The sequence below is a fragment of the Trabulsiella odontotermitis genome, assembly GCF_030053895.1.
GTDB classification, from domain to species: Bacteria; Pseudomonadota; Gammaproteobacteria; order Enterobacterales; family Enterobacteriaceae; genus Trabulsiella; species Trabulsiella odontotermitis_C.
On sequence record NZ_CP125781.1, the window covers coordinates 4,141,641 to 4,157,142 of the forward strand.

Annotated in this window: 13 protein-coding genes and 5 pseudogenes; 14 read left to right on the forward strand and 4 right to left on the reverse strand. The window is 55.0% G+C overall.

Annotated elements, in window-relative coordinates; translation table 11 throughout:
- Positions 1-373: 373 nt before the first annotated feature.
- The 5 genes and pseudogenes from QMG90_RS19640 to QMG90_RS19660 all read left to right on the forward strand — a co-directional run.
- Positions 374-1,273: a LysR family transcriptional regulator gene (locus tag QMG90_RS19640; RefSeq protein WP_023102554.1), complete on the forward strand. Its 900-nt coding sequence runs from the start codon at positions 374-376 to the stop codon at positions 1,271-1,273.
- A gap of 479 nt (positions 1,274-1,752) precedes the next feature.
- Positions 1,753-1,965 (forward strand): AlpA family transcriptional regulator, encoded by a 213-nt coding sequence (locus QMG90_RS19645; protein WP_012248278.1) that lies wholly within the window; start codon positions 1,753-1,755, stop codon positions 1,963-1,965.
- A 37-nt stretch (positions 1,966-2,002) separates the two neighbouring features.
- Positions 2,003-2,866, forward strand: coding sequence for a ParA family protein (locus QMG90_RS19650; RefSeq protein WP_023102553.1), 864 nt, complete (start codon positions 2,003-2,005; stop codon positions 2,864-2,866).
- Positions 2,850-3,107: a hypothetical protein gene (locus QMG90_RS19655; protein ID WP_023102552.1), complete on the forward strand. Its 258-nt coding sequence runs from the start codon at positions 2,850-2,852 to the stop codon at positions 3,105-3,107. Before QMG90_RS19650 ends, QMG90_RS19655 begins: the two co-directional genes overlap by 17 nt.
- Positions 3,100-3,750, forward strand: a pseudogene (locus tag QMG90_RS19660) (ParB family protein); the annotation flags it as partial. The gene QMG90_RS19655 and the pseudogene QMG90_RS19660, both read left to right, overlap by 8 nt.
- A gap of 53 nt (positions 3,751-3,803) precedes the next feature.
- On the opposite strand, the gene QMG90_RS19665 reads toward QMG90_RS19660, so the two are convergent.
- A complete protein-coding gene (locus QMG90_RS19665; protein ID WP_001067855.1) occupies positions 3,804-4,508 on the reverse strand; it encodes an IS6-like element IS26 family transposase in 705 nt (234 codons plus the stop codon).
- Positions 4,509-4,861: 353 nt separating this feature from the next.
- Positions 4,862-5,170: pseudogene (locus tag QMG90_RS19670) on the reverse strand (IS5/IS1182 family transposase); the annotation flags it as partial.
- A 341-nt stretch (positions 5,171-5,511) separates the two neighbouring features.
- Between QMG90_RS19670 and phnC the strand changes: the two are divergent.
- The 6 genes and pseudogenes from phnC to QMG90_RS19700 all read left to right on the forward strand — a co-directional run.
- On the forward strand, positions 5,512-6,339 hold the full coding sequence (gene phnC, locus QMG90_RS19675) for a phosphonate ABC transporter ATP-binding protein (protein ID WP_012637488.1): 828 nt from the start codon (positions 5,512-5,514) through the stop codon (positions 6,337-6,339).
- Positions 6,336-7,199 carry a phosphate/phosphite/phosphonate ABC transporter substrate-binding protein gene (gene phnD, locus QMG90_RS19680; protein ID WP_004152695.1) on the forward strand — a complete coding sequence of 288 codons (864 nt, stop codon included), beginning with the start codon at positions 6,336-6,338 and terminating at the stop codon, positions 7,197-7,199. Before phnC ends, phnD begins: the two co-directional genes overlap by 4 nt.
- Positions 7,200-7,207: 8 nt before the next feature.
- Positions 7,208-8,035 carry a phosphonate ABC transporter, permease protein PhnE gene (gene phnE / locus QMG90_RS19685; RefSeq protein ID WP_004152694.1) on the forward strand — a complete coding sequence of 276 codons (828 nt, stop codon included), beginning with the start codon at positions 7,208-7,210 and terminating at the stop codon, positions 8,033-8,035.
- A gap of 8 nt (positions 8,036-8,043) precedes the next feature.
- Positions 8,044-9,054 carry a phosphonate dehydrogenase PtxD gene (ptxD, locus tag QMG90_RS19690; RefSeq protein ID WP_004152693.1) on the forward strand — a complete coding sequence of 337 codons (1,011 nt, stop codon included), beginning with the start codon at positions 8,044-8,046 and terminating at the stop codon, positions 9,052-9,054.
- A complete protein-coding gene (locus tag QMG90_RS19695) occupies positions 9,048-9,917 on the forward strand; it encodes a LysR family transcriptional regulator (protein ID WP_004152692.1) in 870 nt (289 codons plus the stop codon). Before ptxD ends, QMG90_RS19695 begins: the two co-directional genes overlap by 7 nt.
- A 107-nt stretch (positions 9,918-10,024) precedes the next feature.
- Positions 10,025-10,544: pseudogene (locus QMG90_RS19700) on the forward strand (IS5-like element ISPst7 family transposase); the annotation flags it as partial.
- A gap of 581 nt (positions 10,545-11,125) precedes the next feature.
- On the opposite strand, the gene QMG90_RS19705 reads toward QMG90_RS19700, so the two are convergent.
- Positions 11,126-12,106, reverse strand: coding sequence for an IS5-like element ISKpn26 family transposase (locus tag QMG90_RS19705; protein ID WP_000019473.1), 981 nt, complete (start codon positions 12,104-12,106; stop codon positions 11,126-11,128).
- A gap of 70 nt (positions 12,107-12,176) precedes the next feature.
- Here QMG90_RS19705 and QMG90_RS19710 point away from each other — a divergent pair.
- The 3 genes and pseudogenes from QMG90_RS19710 to QMG90_RS19720 all read left to right on the forward strand — a co-directional run.
- Positions 12,177-12,866 (forward strand): annotated as a pseudogene (locus QMG90_RS19710) (TnsD family Tn7-like transposition protein); the annotation flags it as partial.
- Between the two features lie 11 nt (positions 12,867-12,877).
- Positions 12,878-13,804 (forward strand): hypothetical protein, encoded by a 927-nt coding sequence (locus QMG90_RS19715; protein WP_000262426.1) that lies wholly within the window; start codon positions 12,878-12,880, stop codon positions 13,802-13,804.
- A 362-nt stretch (positions 13,805-14,166) separates the two neighbouring features.
- Positions 14,167-14,343: pseudogene (locus tag QMG90_RS19720) on the forward strand (helix-turn-helix domain-containing protein); the annotation flags it as partial.
- 146 nt (positions 14,344-14,489) lie between these two features.
- Here the strand turns inward: QMG90_RS19720 and QMG90_RS19725 are convergent.
- Entirely contained in the window at positions 14,490-15,470 is a 981-nt protein-coding gene (locus QMG90_RS19725; protein WP_000019473.1) for an IS5-like element ISKpn26 family transposase, read from the reverse strand.
- Positions 15,471-15,502: the final 32 nt, after the last annotated feature.

The window sequence follows — 15,502 nt, forward strand, 5'->3', positions numbered from 1 at the left end:
CACAAGCCAGGCAAGCGCCCGCGCCACAAAGCCGCGCTTCTGAACGCAACACGCAGGGCCTGCCCAAGACAGGCCCTCTGCACGAGCCTTGCCGTTCGCGAACACCAGATCAATGGTCGACTGGTGACTGTGTATGCACGTGAACCTTCGCCCCGTGGCAACGATGATCAACCGTCGTACGATCGTCCAGGAGGCAGGCCGATTCGTTGGTCCTATGTGCAGGCATGAGCAACGATCGGGCGTCAATGATGGAAGTACCCAAGCATGGGAGACCTTCACGACATGGTGTTCTTTCCGGTTCGTTTTCAAGCTCGAATAACAGTGTTCTGTCCGCTGCCGGAGAAGCATTTCAACAACCAAAGGAAGACACACCATGAGGATACGACACCTGCACTATTTTCTGATCGTCGCCGAAGAGCAGAGCTTCGCTCGCGCTGCAGCAAGGGTCCACATCGAACCCTCGCCGCTGTCGCGCGCCATCAAGGAGCTGGAAACCCAGCTTGGCGTCAGGCTTCTCGACCGCACCAAAGGGCGGATACGACTGACCTGGCCTGGAGAGGTTTTCCGTGAAGAAGCGCGCCGCATGCTTGCTTTCATGGACAACGCCCAGACACGCGTTAACTCGGCCTCACAGGGCTACCGCGGCAGGTTGCGAATAGGCCTGGCCGATAGCCTGGCCCAACCGCGGCTTACACGATTGCTCGCCCGTTGCCGTGAGGAAGAGCCTCGTACCGAGATCCGGATCGACGAGATGACGGTGAACGAAATGCTCCAGGCTCTTCGTCATGATCAGATTGACGTCGGCTTCACGGTAGATGGCGAGGCCACCAACGGATGCGTTAAGGAAATGGTATGGACCGAGCGTCCAGCAATTGCCATTCCCACTCACCATCCCTTACTTTCCTTCGATAAGGTTCCCCTTGGCGAAGCCCTTCGTTATCCCATGATTCTTTACCATCCGGAACGATGCGCAGGTGGACATAACGTCGTTCGTCGCTGGCTCAATGATGGCGCATTGATCTCGCCGTCTGTTGCCGAGTATGTTTCAGGTCACGAGCCGATGATCATGCTCGTCGCAGCAGGATACGGCATTGGGCTAGGCCTGGAGTCGCAGATCGCGCTTTACAGTCATCCGGATGTCATCATCAGACCGGTTGCAGACGAGGTTCCCAATACAGCGACGTTCATCGTGGTGCCGGAGAGGCCTGTCTCCAGGGAACTGGAGCGCTTCATAAAGCGAGCACAAGAAATTGGCAGAAGCGGTATCAGCTGATGGTCAGGGCTGCACCGTAAGGCATGGCACCATCAATGGTGCCATGCCTTTTTTGTCCGTTACTCGACCAAAAAAGTCACTTCCGTCAGCATCAGAAAGCCAGAGCAAGACAGGCACTTGACATAAGACACGTCATTTCAAGGACTGAAGCGCAGCACCCGTATGTCAATACCTGCCTGAACATTTTGTCGGACTTTTTTGGTCGCCCCCAAGACGAAAAACACCAGATCTCCTCTGCACAATAAATAAGCAGAGTGATATCCGCTGTCCTTCCCCTTTATCAAGCTGTCACATTTCAGAATATTGGCATTTCCAGGGATCGAGTTGGCAGCGATGAGTTCTGAAATATCACCAGGTTAATTACAACCCATGAATGCGGTGGTCAGCACGATCCTATTGTTTGATGTGTTCTGACGGTGACGCTCTTCTAATGCGGCTGAGACCCAAGAAGATCCACCGAGCATCAAGGAGTGACCATCATGTTTCAACAGAACCCCGCTCCGGCACCGGAGCGGCGCATACTGCGTCGCGCAGAAGTTGAGGCAAAGACGGGCTTCAAACGCGCCCACATCTACAGCCTCATGAAAGAGGGCAAGTTTCCCAAGGCCATGCGACTTGGCGTTCGCGCCGTGGGCTGGGATTCCGCCGAGATCGACCAATGGATCACCGACCGCCTTAAAGAGCGCGTCTGACCCTGCTCCCCATTTCCTTCACGAAGAGGAGCACGTCATGCAGGTGATTTCTGTCATCTCTACAAAAGGCGGGGTCGGTAAAACGACAATCGCCGCAAATCTCGGTGGCTTCATCGCCGACGCCGGACTGCGGGTGCTGCTTCTCGATCTCGACATACAGCCCACGCTTTCGTCGTACTACGAGCTGGCTCATCGCGCACCCGGCGGCATCTACGAGTTGCTGGCATTCAACGAGCGCGACATTTCGCAGTTGGCATCTCGTACGGCCGTCGAACGCCTGGACGTCATTCTGTCCAACGACCAGCATCACCAGTTGAACACCCTGCTGTTGCATGCACCGGATGGCAGATTGCGGCTGCGCAACCTCCTGCCGGCGTTCGAGCCGCACTATGACCTGGTTTTGATTGACACCCAGGGTTCCCGCAGCGTGCTTCTCGAAATGGCCGTGCTGGCATCCAGGTTGGCGGTTTCGCCGGTCACGCCCGAAATTCTCGCCGCTCGGGAAATGCGGCGCGGCACCCTGCAACTCATCCAGGATATCGCCCCGTATCGCCATCTCGGCATTGAACCGCCACCCTTGCAGCTGCTGATCAATCGGGTGCCGGCCGTCTCATCCAATGCCCGCCTGATCCGACAGACATTGCGGCGGATCTTCCGTGAGCAGACGGGCGTCCAGGTTCTGGATACTGAGGTCCCGGCAATCGAAGCCTTCCCGCGAGCGGCAACGCAGAGCATGCCTGCTCATCGCGTCGAGTACCGGCGTCCGACAGGCAGGATTGCCCCTGCCGCACTGGACATCGTTCGGGCTCTGGCGACCGAGTTATGCCCGCACTGGCATGAGCGCTTCGGTCTGGTCACAGGCAAGATCGGGAGGAGACATTCTCATGTCGAACGTCCATGAGCTTGCACGAGGCCACAAGCAACTCCTGCCTCTCATTGAATTTGCACTGAGCGAAGGATGGACCGTTTCCCGCACCGCAGGCGGTCATCTCAAATTCCTCAAACCGGGATTGCCGCCGATATTCACGAGTTCGACGGCCAGCGATCACCGCGCCGGGCGCAACGCCCGCGCCATGTTGCGCCGCGCGAAGCGCCAGAGCGCCGAAGCCCAGCCTGTTGGAAAGGAGACCGGCCATGGCTGATATCTCCGAACAGGAAATGGCTGCCAAGTTGATGAGCGACGGGTTCGGCCGCACAGGTCCGGTGGCCGGCGCATTGACCGATCCGGTCGCAGACACCCCGATGGTCGTAACCCTTGATGAGTTGCGTCCGTACGAGCTTGATCCGCGCCTTACCCGCAACCCACTCTACGATGAAATCAAGGCCTCGATCCGCGAACGCGGCCTGGACGCTCCGCCGCCCATCACCCGAAGGCCGGGTTCAGACCACTACATCATCCGCAACGGCGGCAACACCCGGCTGGCCATATTGCGTGAATTGTGGGCCGAGACCAGGGATGAGCGGTTCTTCCGTATCGGTTGCCTGTTCCGCCCCTGGCCCGAGCGCGGCGAGATTGTTGCCCTGACCGGGCACCTCGCAGAGAACGAACTGCATGGCAGCCTGTCGTTCATCGAGCGCGCCCTCGGCGTCGAGAAAGTACGCGAGCTCTATGAGCAGGAAGATGGCAAGTCGCTGTCGCAATCGGAGCTTGCCCGGCGCCTCAAAGCCGATGGCTATCCTGTGCCTCAGCCCCACATCAGTCGCATGCAGGAGGCCATCCAGTACCTGCTGCCGGCGATCCCGAACGTTCTTTATGGAGGGCTGGGGCGCCACCAGGTCGAGCAACGGCACTGTTGCAAAGTTAGCGATGAGGCAGCCTTTTGTCTTATTCAAAGGCCTTACATTTCAAAAACTCTGCTTACCAGGCGCATTTCGCCCAGGGGATCACCATAATAAAATGCTGAGGCCTGGCCTTTGCGTAGTGCACGCATCACCTCAATACCTTTGATGGTGGCGTAAGCCGTCTTCATGGATTTAAATCCCAGCGTGGCGCCGATTATCCGTTTCAGTTTGCCATGATCGCATTCAATCACGTTGTTCCGGTACTTAATCTGTCGGTGTTCAACGTCAGACGGGCACCGGCCTTCGCGTTTGAGCAGAGCAAGCGCGCGACCATAGGCGGGCGCTTTATCCGTGTTGATGAATCGCGGGATCTGCCACTTCTTCACGTTGTTGAGGATTTTACCCAGAAACCGGTATGCAGCTTTGCTGTTACGACGGGAGGAGAGATAAAAATCGACAGTGCGGCCCCGGCTGTCGACGGCCCGGTACAGATACGCCCAGCGGCCATTGACCTTCACGTAGGTTTCATCCATGTGCCACGGGCAAAGATCGGAAGGGTTACGCCAGTACCAGCGCAGCCGTTTTTCCATTTCAGGCGCATAACGCTGAACCCAGCGGTAAATCGTGGAGTGATCGACATTCACTCCGCGTTCAGCCAGCATCTCCTGCAGCTCACGGTAACTGATGCCGTATTTGCAGTACCAGCGTACGGCCCACAGAATGATGTCACGCTGAAAATGCCGGCCTTTGAATGGGTTCATGTGCAGCTCCATCAGCAAAAGGGGATGATAAGTTTATCACCACCGACTATTTGCAACAGTGCCCGCCGGCAACCGCTTCATACCGCTCGCCTTAGTTCTGTTAACGCTGGCGCTGGCATCACCTTTCTTTGCCACATTTTATACGATGAGCCGTTCTGATTTCATGGCGACGACGGCCTGCTACATGGCTGCGTGTGGCAGGTCTTAAACAACTGAACTGGGCTAGCGAAGGAGTGGGGGCAACAGCAGCTGCGCTGGTAGACTTATCCACAGTTGCTGGTAACAAAATCAGCAATCCGCCCTGGGTCAAATTTCAATCGGCAGGGTGGGTCAATTTTCCATCAGCGCCAACAAATGGTGGTTTCGTCGGGGATGCGCTCCAGGTTCAGCCCGGCAAACTGGCGCAGGATCGTGGTTTCGTACAGCGCTTCCTCCATCGCTGGATCGCTGTAGCCGAACCAGTTCTGCAGCAGATGCACACGCAGCATCGCCATCAACGGGTAGGCCGGACGGCCACCTTCACCCTTCGGATAATGTGGCTCGATCAAAGCAATCAAGCCCTTCCACGGCACCACCCGATCCATCTCGATCAGGAACAACTCCTTGCGGGTTTGCTTGCGCTTGCCAGCGTACTCGGCGTCGGCGAAGGTCATCTGCTTCATCGGGAAACTCGGTGGGTGGGGGCGCGGTATTTTGCCAAATCAGAAAGTCTTTTTCAGAGTTTCCCTAGTGTGCGCTCTCTTGCTTGGATGGCATTACGTTCTGGCCCAACGTTACTGTAGCGAATCCGCAGCAGTATCAATCAAAGCCTCCTGTATCCCGCGTGAAGAAAGACGCTACGTTGCGCCCGTTCTTCCACGGCTTCGCTTGCCGCCCCGCTACGGCAGATTCGAAGTATTCATCGAAATGTCATCCTTTAGAAACAGTGCGTTAACAAGGAATTTCTATCCTTTGCATCGCGAACCGCAATTGTGCGGCCAGCAATATTGCAAAAGGTGATCAAATGATGCCCCATCCAATACAGGACGCCGTGCTGCGGGTCGACCGGTTGAGCGTCGTCTATCCAGGCGGCGTGACAGCCCTACGCGATACCTCGATTGCATTTCGGCGTGGTGAGTTCACCGTGCTGCTTGGTCTCTCGGGCGCAGGCAAGTCGACCTTGCTCCGTAGTCTCAATCGACTCGTCACGCCCACTGGCGGCAGTGTCACCAGCGAACTCGGTGAGCTCGGCAGCGGCTCGGCCTTGCGTCAGCATCGTCGGCGTACCGCCATGATCTTTCAGCACCACCAGCTAATCGAACGTCAAAGCGCACTGGCTAATGTGCTTACCGGTCGGCTGGCCTTTCACAACACGCTCCGCTCGCTGTTTCCTCTGCCGCGTGCCGATCAGGAGATTGCGCTCAGTTGCCTCGCTCGGGTCGGTCTGGCAGACAAGGCGCTAAGCCGGGTGGACAAACTGTCCGGTGGCCAGCAGCAGCGGGTAGGCATCGCGCGTGCGCTAGCGCAACAGCCGGCGATCATTCTGGCCGATGAGCCGGTAGCCAGTCTCGACCCGGCCACTTCGGTCCGTGTTCTCGGATTGCTGCGCGACATCTGCAAGGAAGACGGCATCACCGCCATCGTTTCGCTGCATCAACTCGAATATGCCCGCCGCTTCGCCGATCGCGTCGTCGGGCTGGCCGATTCTCAGATCGTTTTCGATGCCGCGCCCTCGGAACTCACCGATGCGCAGCTTGAGCGCATCTATGCAGGCCGCTCTACGACTCAGCCAGCGAATGCTCCGGCTGAACCACCTGTCATGCTCGAACCTTCACTGGAGATGTCCCGATGAAACGCTTATCCGCGCTCTTATTGACTTGCTTGCTGTCCGCTGTTTCAAGTTTGTCCGCCCTAGCGGCCGATGCCGATCCGGATGTGCTAAAGGTTGCCCTGCTGCCGGACGAAAACGCCTCCGAGCTGATCAAGCGTAACCAGCCGCTGAAGGATTATCTGGAAGAGCATCTGGACAAGAAGGTGCAGCTGATCGTAACCACCGACTATTCCTCGATGATTGAGGCGATGCGCTTTGGCCGTATCGACCTGGCGTATTTCGGTCCGCTGTCCTACGTCATGGCCAAAAGCAAAAGCGACATCGAGCCCTTCGCTGTCACGGTCATCGACGGCAAGCCGACCTATCGCTCGGTGATTATCGCCAATGTGGCGTCAGGCGTGAATGAGTATGCCGACCTTAAGGGCAAGAAGATGGCCTATGGTGACCGGGCATCGACGTCCAGCCATTTGATTCCCAAAACCGTGCTTCTTGAGACGGCCGGTTTGACGGGTGGGCGGGACTACGAAGAATATTTTGTGGGCACGCATGACGCCGTTGCCGTCAACGTGGCGAACGGCAACGCCGATGCGGGTGGGCTGTCGGAGGTAATTTTCAATCACGTAGTCGAACGTGGCCTAATCGATCCGAGCAAGGTGAAAGTACTTGGTTACAGCGGCGAATACCCCCAGTACCCCTGGGCGATGCGCTCGAACCTGAGCCCCGAGCTGAAAACCAAGGTGCGGGATGTATTCGTCGGTATCGACGATCCCGAAGTGCTGCGCAACTTCAAGGCCGAGGCCTTCGCGCCAATCACCGACGCCGACTACGATGTGATCCGCAAAATGGGATCGCTGCTCGGCCTCGACTTCGCCACGATGTGAGCACCGATATGTCTACTCATTACGACGTGCAGGCGCTGCCTGCAGAGCAACGCGAGCACATCCTTCGAGGCTTCGGCCTCGGTTGGTGGCGCCAGCTGGGGCAGGTGGCGATTGTATTCGGAGTGGTGCTGTTGGCCTGCTGGTACGTGGGGCTGCTCGATGCCACCACGCTGCTGAACGGGCTGCCCTCCATCGCGACCCTGGCAGGCGAGGCCATGCCGCCAGACTTTTCGGGCTATCGAAGCTGGATTCGCCCCTTGATCGACACCTTGGCGATGAGCATCGCCGGTACGGCCATCGCAGTGGTGTTCTCGCTGGTGGTGGCCTTCGTTGCAGCGCGCAATACGGCGCCGCACCCCCTTGTGTTCGGTGTTGCCCGGGTGCTGCTCAATGCCCTGCGGTCGGTGCCGGAGCTGATCATGGGCATCATCTTCGTTGCAGCCGTAGGGTTCGGCGCCTTGCCGGGCGTGCTTGCCCTGGGTCTGCATTCGGTCGGCATGGTCAGCAAGTTCTTCGCCGAGGCCATCGAGCACGTCGACGAAGCGCCGGTGGAAGCCGCTCGGGCGGCGGGGGCTACGCCGATGCAAGTGCTGCTGCACGCGGTTTTGCCACAGGTGACGCCGCAGTTCGCCGACGTGGCGATCTACCGCTGGGAATACAACTTTCGCGCCTCCACCGTGATGGGCATGGTTGGCGCCGGCGGTATCGGCTTCGAACTCATGGGCTCGCTGCGCATCATGCAGTACCAGGAGGTTGCAGCAATCCTGCTGGTCATCCTGGCCATGGTCACGCTAGTAGACGCCTTCAGTGGCGTGCTGCGCAAACGTTTCAAATAGGACAAAACATGCTGCCGAAACTCGTTATAACTCACCGAGTACACGATGAGATCCTGCAACTGCTGGCGCCACATTGCGAGCTGGTGACCAACCAGACCGACAGCACGCTGACGCGCGAGGAAATTCTGCGCCGCTGTCGCGATGCTCAGGCGATGATGGCGTTCATGCCCGATCGGGTCGATGCAGACTTTCTTCAAGCCTGCCCTGAGCTGCGTGTAGTCGGCTGCGCGCTCAAGGGCTTCGACAATTTCGATGTGGACGCCTGTACTGCCCGCGGGGTCTGGCTGACCTTCGTGCCTGATCTGTTGACGGTCCCGACTGCCGAGCTGGCGATCGGACTGGCGGTGGGGCTGGGGCGGCATCTGCGGGCAGCAGATGCGTTCGTCCGCTCTGGCGAGTTCCAGGGCTGGCAACCACAGTTCTACGGCACGGGGCTGGATAACGCTACGGTCGGCATCCTTGGCATGGGCGCCATCGGACTGGCCATGGCTGAGCGCTTGCAGGGATGGGGCGCGACCCTGCAGTACCACGAGGCGAAGGCTCTGGATACACAAACCGAGCAACGGCTCGGCCTGCGCCAGGTGGCGTGCAGCGAACTCTTCGCCAGCTCGGACTTCATCCTGCTGGCGCTTCCCTTGAATGCCGATACCCAGCATCTGGTCAACGCCGAGCTGCTTGCCCTCGTACGGCCGGGCGCTCTGCTTGTAAACCCCTGTCGTGGTTCGGTAGTGGATGAAGCCGCCGTGCTCGCGGCGCTTGAGCGAGGCCAGCTCGGCGGGTATGCGGCGGATGTATTCGAAATGGAAGACTGGGCTCGCGCGGACCGGCCGCGGCTGATCGATCCTGCGCTGCTCGCGCATCCGAATACGCTGTTCACTCCGCACATAGGGTCGGCAGTGCGCGCGGTGCGCCTGGAGATTGAACGTTGTGCAGCGCAGAACATCATCCAGGTATTGGCAGGTGCGCGCCCAATCAACGCTGCGAACCGTCTGCCCAAGGCCGAGCCTGCCGCATGTTGAATCCGGTCTGGCTGAAGAGCCTGGTAGCGATCGTTCAAACAGGCAGTTTTCAGAGCGCGGCGAGGGCGTTGGGGCTGGCCCAGCCGACGGTGTCGCAGCACTTGCAGAAGCTTGAAGAGCAGGTCGGCGTAACGCTGGTGCAGCGCAGTCGTAGCGGCTGCCAGCCTACCACACGGGCGCTGGCCTTCATGCCGCATGCGACCGCCTTGCTCGACATGCACGCCCGGGCGCTAGAAGCCCTGCATGGCAATCGTGAGCGCGTCGGGGCCAGCACCAACATCGGCACCTACCTTCTCCAGCCATTCGTGCGCAACTATCTGACGACCGCAAATGAGAGGGGCGAGGTGGATCTGCGCATCGCCGCCAACCCGGATGTGGCCGACCAGCTACTGGCGGGCCAGCTCGACGCCGCGATCATGGAATGGTGGCTACCTCACCCCGACTTCGAACACCGCCTCTGGCGGGTCGAGCCGCTGGTGCTTATCGTCAGCCCCGACCATGCGCTGGCTGAAGCAGGGTGCATAGAACGTGATCGTCTGGTGGACCTGCCGATGCTGGGAGGTGAACCGGGTAGCGGTACCGGACGGCTTCTGACCGAATACTTTGGCGAACTGGGCGTGCCTCGCAGCGGTATGCAGCTAGGCAGCACCGAGGCAGTCAAACAAGCAGTGAGGGCGGGACTCGGCGTGTCGTTGGTGATGGCTTCCGCAGTACAAGACGAAGTTCGCAGTGGCGCGCTGGTAGCTCTTCCCATCCCGGGGCTTGAAAAGCGTCTCCAACTGATCTGGCGCAAACCTCCCGGAAATCTGCACCCGCCGGGATTTGTGCGGCACTTATTGGAGGAGGCAGATCTAGCTGGATAAGGTGATGGATGGTTGCGATCCAGCGCTTGGCTTGTCAGCCTAGGGAAACTCTGAAAAAGACTTTCTGATTTGGCAAAATACCGCGCCCCCACCCACCGAGTTTCCCGATGAAGCAGATGACCTTCGCCGACGCCGAGTACGCTGGCAAGCGCAAGCAAACCCGCAAGGAGTTGTTCCTGATCGAGATGGATCGGGTGGTGCCGTGGAAGGGCTTGATTGCTTTGATCGAGCCACATTATCCGAAGGGTGAAGGTGGCCGTCCGGCCTACCCGTTGATGGCGATGCTGCGTGTGCATCTGCTGCAGAACTGGTTCGGCTACAGCGATCCAGCGATGGAGGAAGCGCTGTACGAAACCACGATCCTGCGCCAGTTTGCCGGGCTGCACCTGGAGCGCATCCCCGACGAAACCACCATTCTCAACTTCCGCCGCTTGCTGGAGAAACACGAGCTGGCGGCCGGCATCCTCGCTGTCATCAATGGCTCTGGGCGACCGCGGCCTGTCGCTGCGCCAGGGCACCATCGTCGATGCAACGCTGATCAATGCGCCCAGTTCGACCAAGAACAAGGACGGCAAGCGCGACCCGGAAATGCACCAGACCAAGAAGGGAAACCAGTATTATTTCGGCAGTGCGACCTGAAAGTCGCATGGGTTTCTGTTCCGCAGGTTAACGCCCGACGGAACCGACTGTTCCACCACTCGTTCCCTACCCAGACAGGCGTGGCCGGTAACAGCCGGGTCTGAAGCTCTGGGGACAATGTAACCGCCGATATTTCGGTAGGTCGAACCGCGAGGCCAGACTGAATCTGCCAGCATCAAGGCGGAGAGGCGCCAGGGATGAACAGGTACCCGCCAACTGCACGGGGGTGATGGTGCTCGCTTGGCGACTGGCTTCTTGCTGGAGGTTAGAGATTGCTTCGGCAATTGCCTTGGTCTGAGCCACATAGCTGCCGGATAGGTTGGCAATCACAATGCAGCAACGCGGTAACTCCAGAGCGGCGCTCATCAGGCAGCTGAGTGTGTAGGTGCTCACGGTAGCCAGCGTACCGCCGCCGATGACAGGGAAGGTGCGAATAAGCAGGTCATTTCTTCCCAAGCTGACTCGCTGATTAAAATTTCGCGGATCTGGGCCGATTTTTTTCCCGCAAACACATCGAATCAGCCTATTTAGGCTATTTTTTCCACCATTTCTGGCGTTATTTCCGGTTTTTACTGAGATCTCTCCCACTGACGTATCATTTGGTCCACCCGAAACAGGTTGGCCAGGGTGAATAACATCGCCAGTTGGTTATCGTTTTTCAGCAGCCCTTTGTATCTGGCTTTCACGAAGCCGAACTGCCGCTTGATGATGCGAAACGGGTGCTCCACCCTGGCACGGATGCTGGCTTTCATGTATTCGATGTTGATGGCCGTTTTGTTCTTGCGCGGATGCTGCTTCAAGGTTTTTACCTTGCCGGGACGCTCGGCGATCAGCCAGTCCACATCCACCTCGGCCAGCTCCTCGCGCTGTGGCGCTCCTTGGTAGCCGGCATCGGCTGAGACAAATTGCTCCTCTCCATGAAGCAGATTACCCAGCTGATTGAGGTCATGCTCGTTGGCCGCGGTGGTGACTAGGCTGTGGGTCAGGCCACTCTTGGCATCGACACCAATGTGGGCCTTCATGCCAAAGTGCCACTGATTGCCTTTCTTGGTCTGATGCATCTCCGGATCGCGTTGCTGCTCTTTGTTCTTGGTAGAGCTGGGTGCCTCAATGATGGTGGCATCCACCAAAGTGCCTTGGGTCATCATGACGCCTGCTTCGGCCAGCCAGCGATTGATGGTCTTGAACAATTGACGGGCCAGTTGATGCTGCTCGAGCAGGTGGCGGAAATTCATGATGGTGGTGCGATCCGGCAGGGCGCTATCCAGGGATAATCGGGCAAACAGGCGCATGGAGGCGATTTCGTACAGGGCATCTTCCATGGCACCGTCGCTCAGGTTGTACCAATGCTGCATGCAGTGAATACGCAGCATGGTCTCCAGCGGATAGGGCCGTCGGCCATTGCCCGCCTTGGGATAAAACGGCTCGATGACTTCCACCATGTTTTGCCATGGCAGAATCTGCTCCATGCGGGAGAGGAAAATCTCTTTTCGGGTCTGACGGCGCTTAGTGCTGAATTCACTATCGGCGAAGGTGAGTTGATGGCTCATGATGTCCCTCTGGGATGCGCTCCGGATGAATATGATGATCTCATATCAGGAACTTGTTCGCACCTTCCCTAATAAAAAGAAAGAAATCTTTAAAAGTCATAAGGAATACAGCTTTCATATGGCTGAAAATAATACTAGTGTTAGCAACCTTGGGAGAGAATTTAATCGCAGCAGATGTTACATTAAAACACTTATTTATAAAAAATACCTGAGGGCGTTTAAGCGAAACACAAAAATTAATATATTCACTGAATTGCTTATCAAGTCTATGGCTGTAAGGGGGTTTAGTCTGGCATCCATAGCTGAGAAAAACTCATTATCGGAAGGAACTGTATCCTCTGTAATTTCATCTTGTTACGGTTTATGCTCATGGCGTAAAAAATGTAAAAAAGATTCTTTAAGACGGCGTCATAAGCAGAAAATATTAAGATTTATACATAATCAATCCATTTCTGTAACGCGAAAGTTAGTCAAGGAAAGTTGTTATGCTAGTTTCTTTTGGCTAAATAAACATGAAAATGGCTGGCTTAATTCCTGTCTTCCTAAAGCAGTACGATGTTATAGAAATAAAAGAGTAGACTGGAGCGAGAGAGATATAATCTCATCATCATTAATAAATGTTGTTTTATCTCAGGGGCAATACCCGATGTCACTTACAAGCCTGGATGCTTTACTGGGGGGGCATAACTGGCTTTTGAAATACAGAGATAAACTACCAATGACAATGACACTTCTCAGGAAAAAGAATCTAATTAAATAAGAGGGAGTGATATGGTTTACGAAAATGAATTGTGGCACAGTTTTCTTCTGCGTTCACAGATAATGTATAACTTATCCAATTGCAGGAACATAATATCTAAGCATGGTGAACTAAGGTACGATGCCTTTCCTCGGCTCGAACTGATTGATATGTACAAATTGCATAGTTTGCAGGATATATATGACATTCTTGCCACAAGAAATGGTTATATACTAACTTCCAATATAGTGTCGTTATCTTCTGGTGTTTACGGGTATTTCAACGCTGTTGAAGATGCCTGTCGAAATAATTTACACATAACTAATTCATATCCATTGGTAAACATCTCAAAGATTCGTTACTGCCATAAATGTATTATTGAAGATATACACTCTAAAGGCATTGGTTATCTTCGTCATAGATGGTTGTTTGAATCTAAATGTGCAGCTCATAGTACCTGTTTATATGAGGTTTGTTTTGACAACTATTTGGATGCAGTGAAAGGACTTAGTGACTTAATTATAAGTGGAATAAATCCTCATGGTTATTGTTCCCTTGTGGTTGACATTTCAAATCCTTTCAAAACTCCAGTGTATTTATTGCCATGTGCCAGGGATAAAATTTTAAAATGGATTTCTGACAATAAAAATGAGCTGGTTTACTTTCTCTTTGACCTCTTTAAAAGTAAATCGCATTCTAGTTTATTAAAGGTTATTGAAGTCAGGATAATGCATAGTAGTTATATTTCTGCGGTGTTCAGGATATTGAGTGAGGTTAATTTTTGTAATTTCAACTCATTTATTACCGATTTATTCGAGGACGTAAGTTATGCCTCTGTTGGACTTGATGATTATTCTGTTAATGTGGATTTTCTCAGGCTAAAAGCCGCAGATTGCAAATTTTGCCGGTTCAATGGTAAAAATTTTTGCTCACTTTTTAATGTAAAGCTTCTTCGCTAATTTTTACTTCATTTATAAACTACTAAGAAAGCTAATAAGATAGGGTTATATATTTTGATTAGGGCGGGAATAAATTATCACTTCCCGAGTATCCCTGGGGGTTACCACCTGAGTATGATGCCGGTTAGCAACAACGTCTAAAAGACCTACGATCACGATAAATGTCACTGGGTCACTCTCAAGCAAAGTGGTCAGGGGTGCTAGATACCAGTACTGCTTACTCAACACGGCCTTGTTTTTGAAAGATGCCGAATCTTGGCAAGAGGCGTATTACAGCCTATAGTCTGTTAATGAGTATTACAGCTTATCTGCTGTAAATCCATTCGTTGTGCTTGTTAACCCGTCGATACGGAAGATCACTTATGAACACTCAATACGCTTTGAAGACCTTGAATCAGTTGCGTCCTGTTTTAATCGGCTTTCGCAAAGCCAATGGACTGACGCAAAGAGATGTTTCTGAACGTTTGGGTGTAACACAGCAAACTTATGCCCGACTGGAGGCCAACCCTGCAAGTGTGGGTTTTGAGCGTTTGTTTAGGGAAGGTGCGAATAAGCAGGTCATTTCTTCCCAAGCTGACTCGCTGATTAAAATTTCGCGGATCTGGGCCGATTTTTTTCCCGCAAACACATCGAATCAGCCTATTTAGGCTATTTTTTCCACCATTTCTGGCGTTATTTCCGGTTTTTACTGAGATCTCTCCCACTGACGTATCATTTGGTCCACCCGAAACAGGTTGGCCAGGGTGAATAACATCGCCAGTTGGTTATCGTTTTTCAGCAGCCCTTTGTATCTGGCTTTCACGAAGCCGAACTGCCGCTTGATGATGCGAAACGGGTGCTCCACCCTGGCACGGATGCTGGCTTTCATGTATTCGATGTTGATGGCCGTTTTGTTCTTGCGCGGATGCTGCTTCAAGGTTTTTACCTTGCCGGGACGCTCGGCGATCAGCCAGTCCACATCCACCTCGGCCAGCTCCTCGCGCTGTGGCGCTCCTTGGTAGCCGGCATCGGCTGAGACAAATTGCTCCTCTCCATGAAGCAGATTACCCAGCTGATTGAGGTCATGCTCGTTGGCCGCGGTGGTGACTAGGCTGTGGGTCAGGCCACTCTTGGCATCGACACCAATGTGGGCCTTCATGCCAAAGTGCCACTGATTGCCTTTCTTGGTCTGATGCATCTCCGGATCGCGTTGCTGCTCTTTGTTCTTGGTAGAGCTGGGTGCCTCAATGATGGTGGCATCCACCAAAGTGCCTTGGGTCATCATGACGCCTGCTTCGGCCAGCCAGCGATTGATGGTCTTGAACAATTGACGGGCCAGTTGATGCTGCTCGAGCAGGTGGCGGAAATTCATGATGGTGGTGCGATCCGGCAGGGCGCTATCCAGGGATAATCGGGCAAACAGGCGCATGGAGGCGATTTCGTACAGGGCATCTTCCATGGCACCGTCGCTCAGGTTGTACCAATGCTGCATGCAGTGAATACGCAGCATGGTCTCCAGCGGATAGGGCCGTCGGCCATTGCCCGCCTTGGGATAAAACGGCTCGATGACTTCCACCATGTTTTGCCATGGCAGAATCTGCTCCATGCGGGAGAGGAAAATCTCTTTTCGGGTCTGACGGCGCTTAGTGCTGAATTCACTATCGGCGAAGGTGAGTTGATGGCTCATGATGTCCCTCTGGGATGCGCTCCGGATGAATA

Excerpts from the sequence above, each read along its gene's own strand:
- QMG90_RS19640 (WP_023102554.1), top strand. The coding sequence starts at position 374 with ATGAGGATACGACACCTGCACTATTTTCTGATCGTCGCCGAAGAGCAG.
- QMG90_RS19645 (WP_012248278.1), top strand. The coding sequence starts at position 1,753 with ATGTTTCAACAGAACCCCGCTCCGGCACCGGAGCGGCGCATACTGCGT.
- QMG90_RS19650 (WP_023102553.1), top strand. The coding sequence starts at position 2,003 with ATGCAGGTGATTTCTGTCATCTCTACAAAAGGCGGGGTCGGTAAAACG.
- QMG90_RS19655 (WP_023102552.1), top strand. The coding sequence starts at position 2,850 with ATGTCGAACGTCCATGAGCTTGCACGAGGCCACAAGCAACTCCTGCCT.
- QMG90_RS19665 (WP_001067855.1), bottom strand. The coding sequence starts at position 4,508 with ATGAACCCATTCAAAGGCCGGCATTTTCAGCGTGACATCATTCTGTGG.
- phnC (WP_012637488.1), top strand. The coding sequence starts at position 5,512 with ATGATGCCCCATCCAATACAGGACGCCGTGCTGCGGGTCGACCGGTTG.
- phnD (WP_004152695.1), top strand. The coding sequence starts at position 6,336 with ATGAAACGCTTATCCGCGCTCTTATTGACTTGCTTGCTGTCCGCTGTT.
- phnE (WP_004152694.1), top strand. The coding sequence starts at position 7,208 with ATGTCTACTCATTACGACGTGCAGGCGCTGCCTGCAGAGCAACGCGAG.
- ptxD (WP_004152693.1), top strand. The coding sequence starts at position 8,044 with ATGCTGCCGAAACTCGTTATAACTCACCGAGTACACGATGAGATCCTG.
- QMG90_RS19695 (WP_004152692.1), top strand. The coding sequence starts at position 9,048 with ATGTTGAATCCGGTCTGGCTGAAGAGCCTGGTAGCGATCGTTCAAACA.
- QMG90_RS19705 (WP_000019473.1), bottom strand. The coding sequence starts at position 12,106 with ATGAGCCATCAACTCACCTTCGCCGATAGTGAATTCAGCACTAAGCGC.
- QMG90_RS19715 (WP_000262426.1), top strand. The coding sequence starts at position 12,878 with ATGGTTTACGAAAATGAATTGTGGCACAGTTTTCTTCTGCGTTCACAG.
- QMG90_RS19725 (WP_000019473.1), bottom strand. The coding sequence starts at position 15,470 with ATGAGCCATCAACTCACCTTCGCCGATAGTGAATTCAGCACTAAGCGC.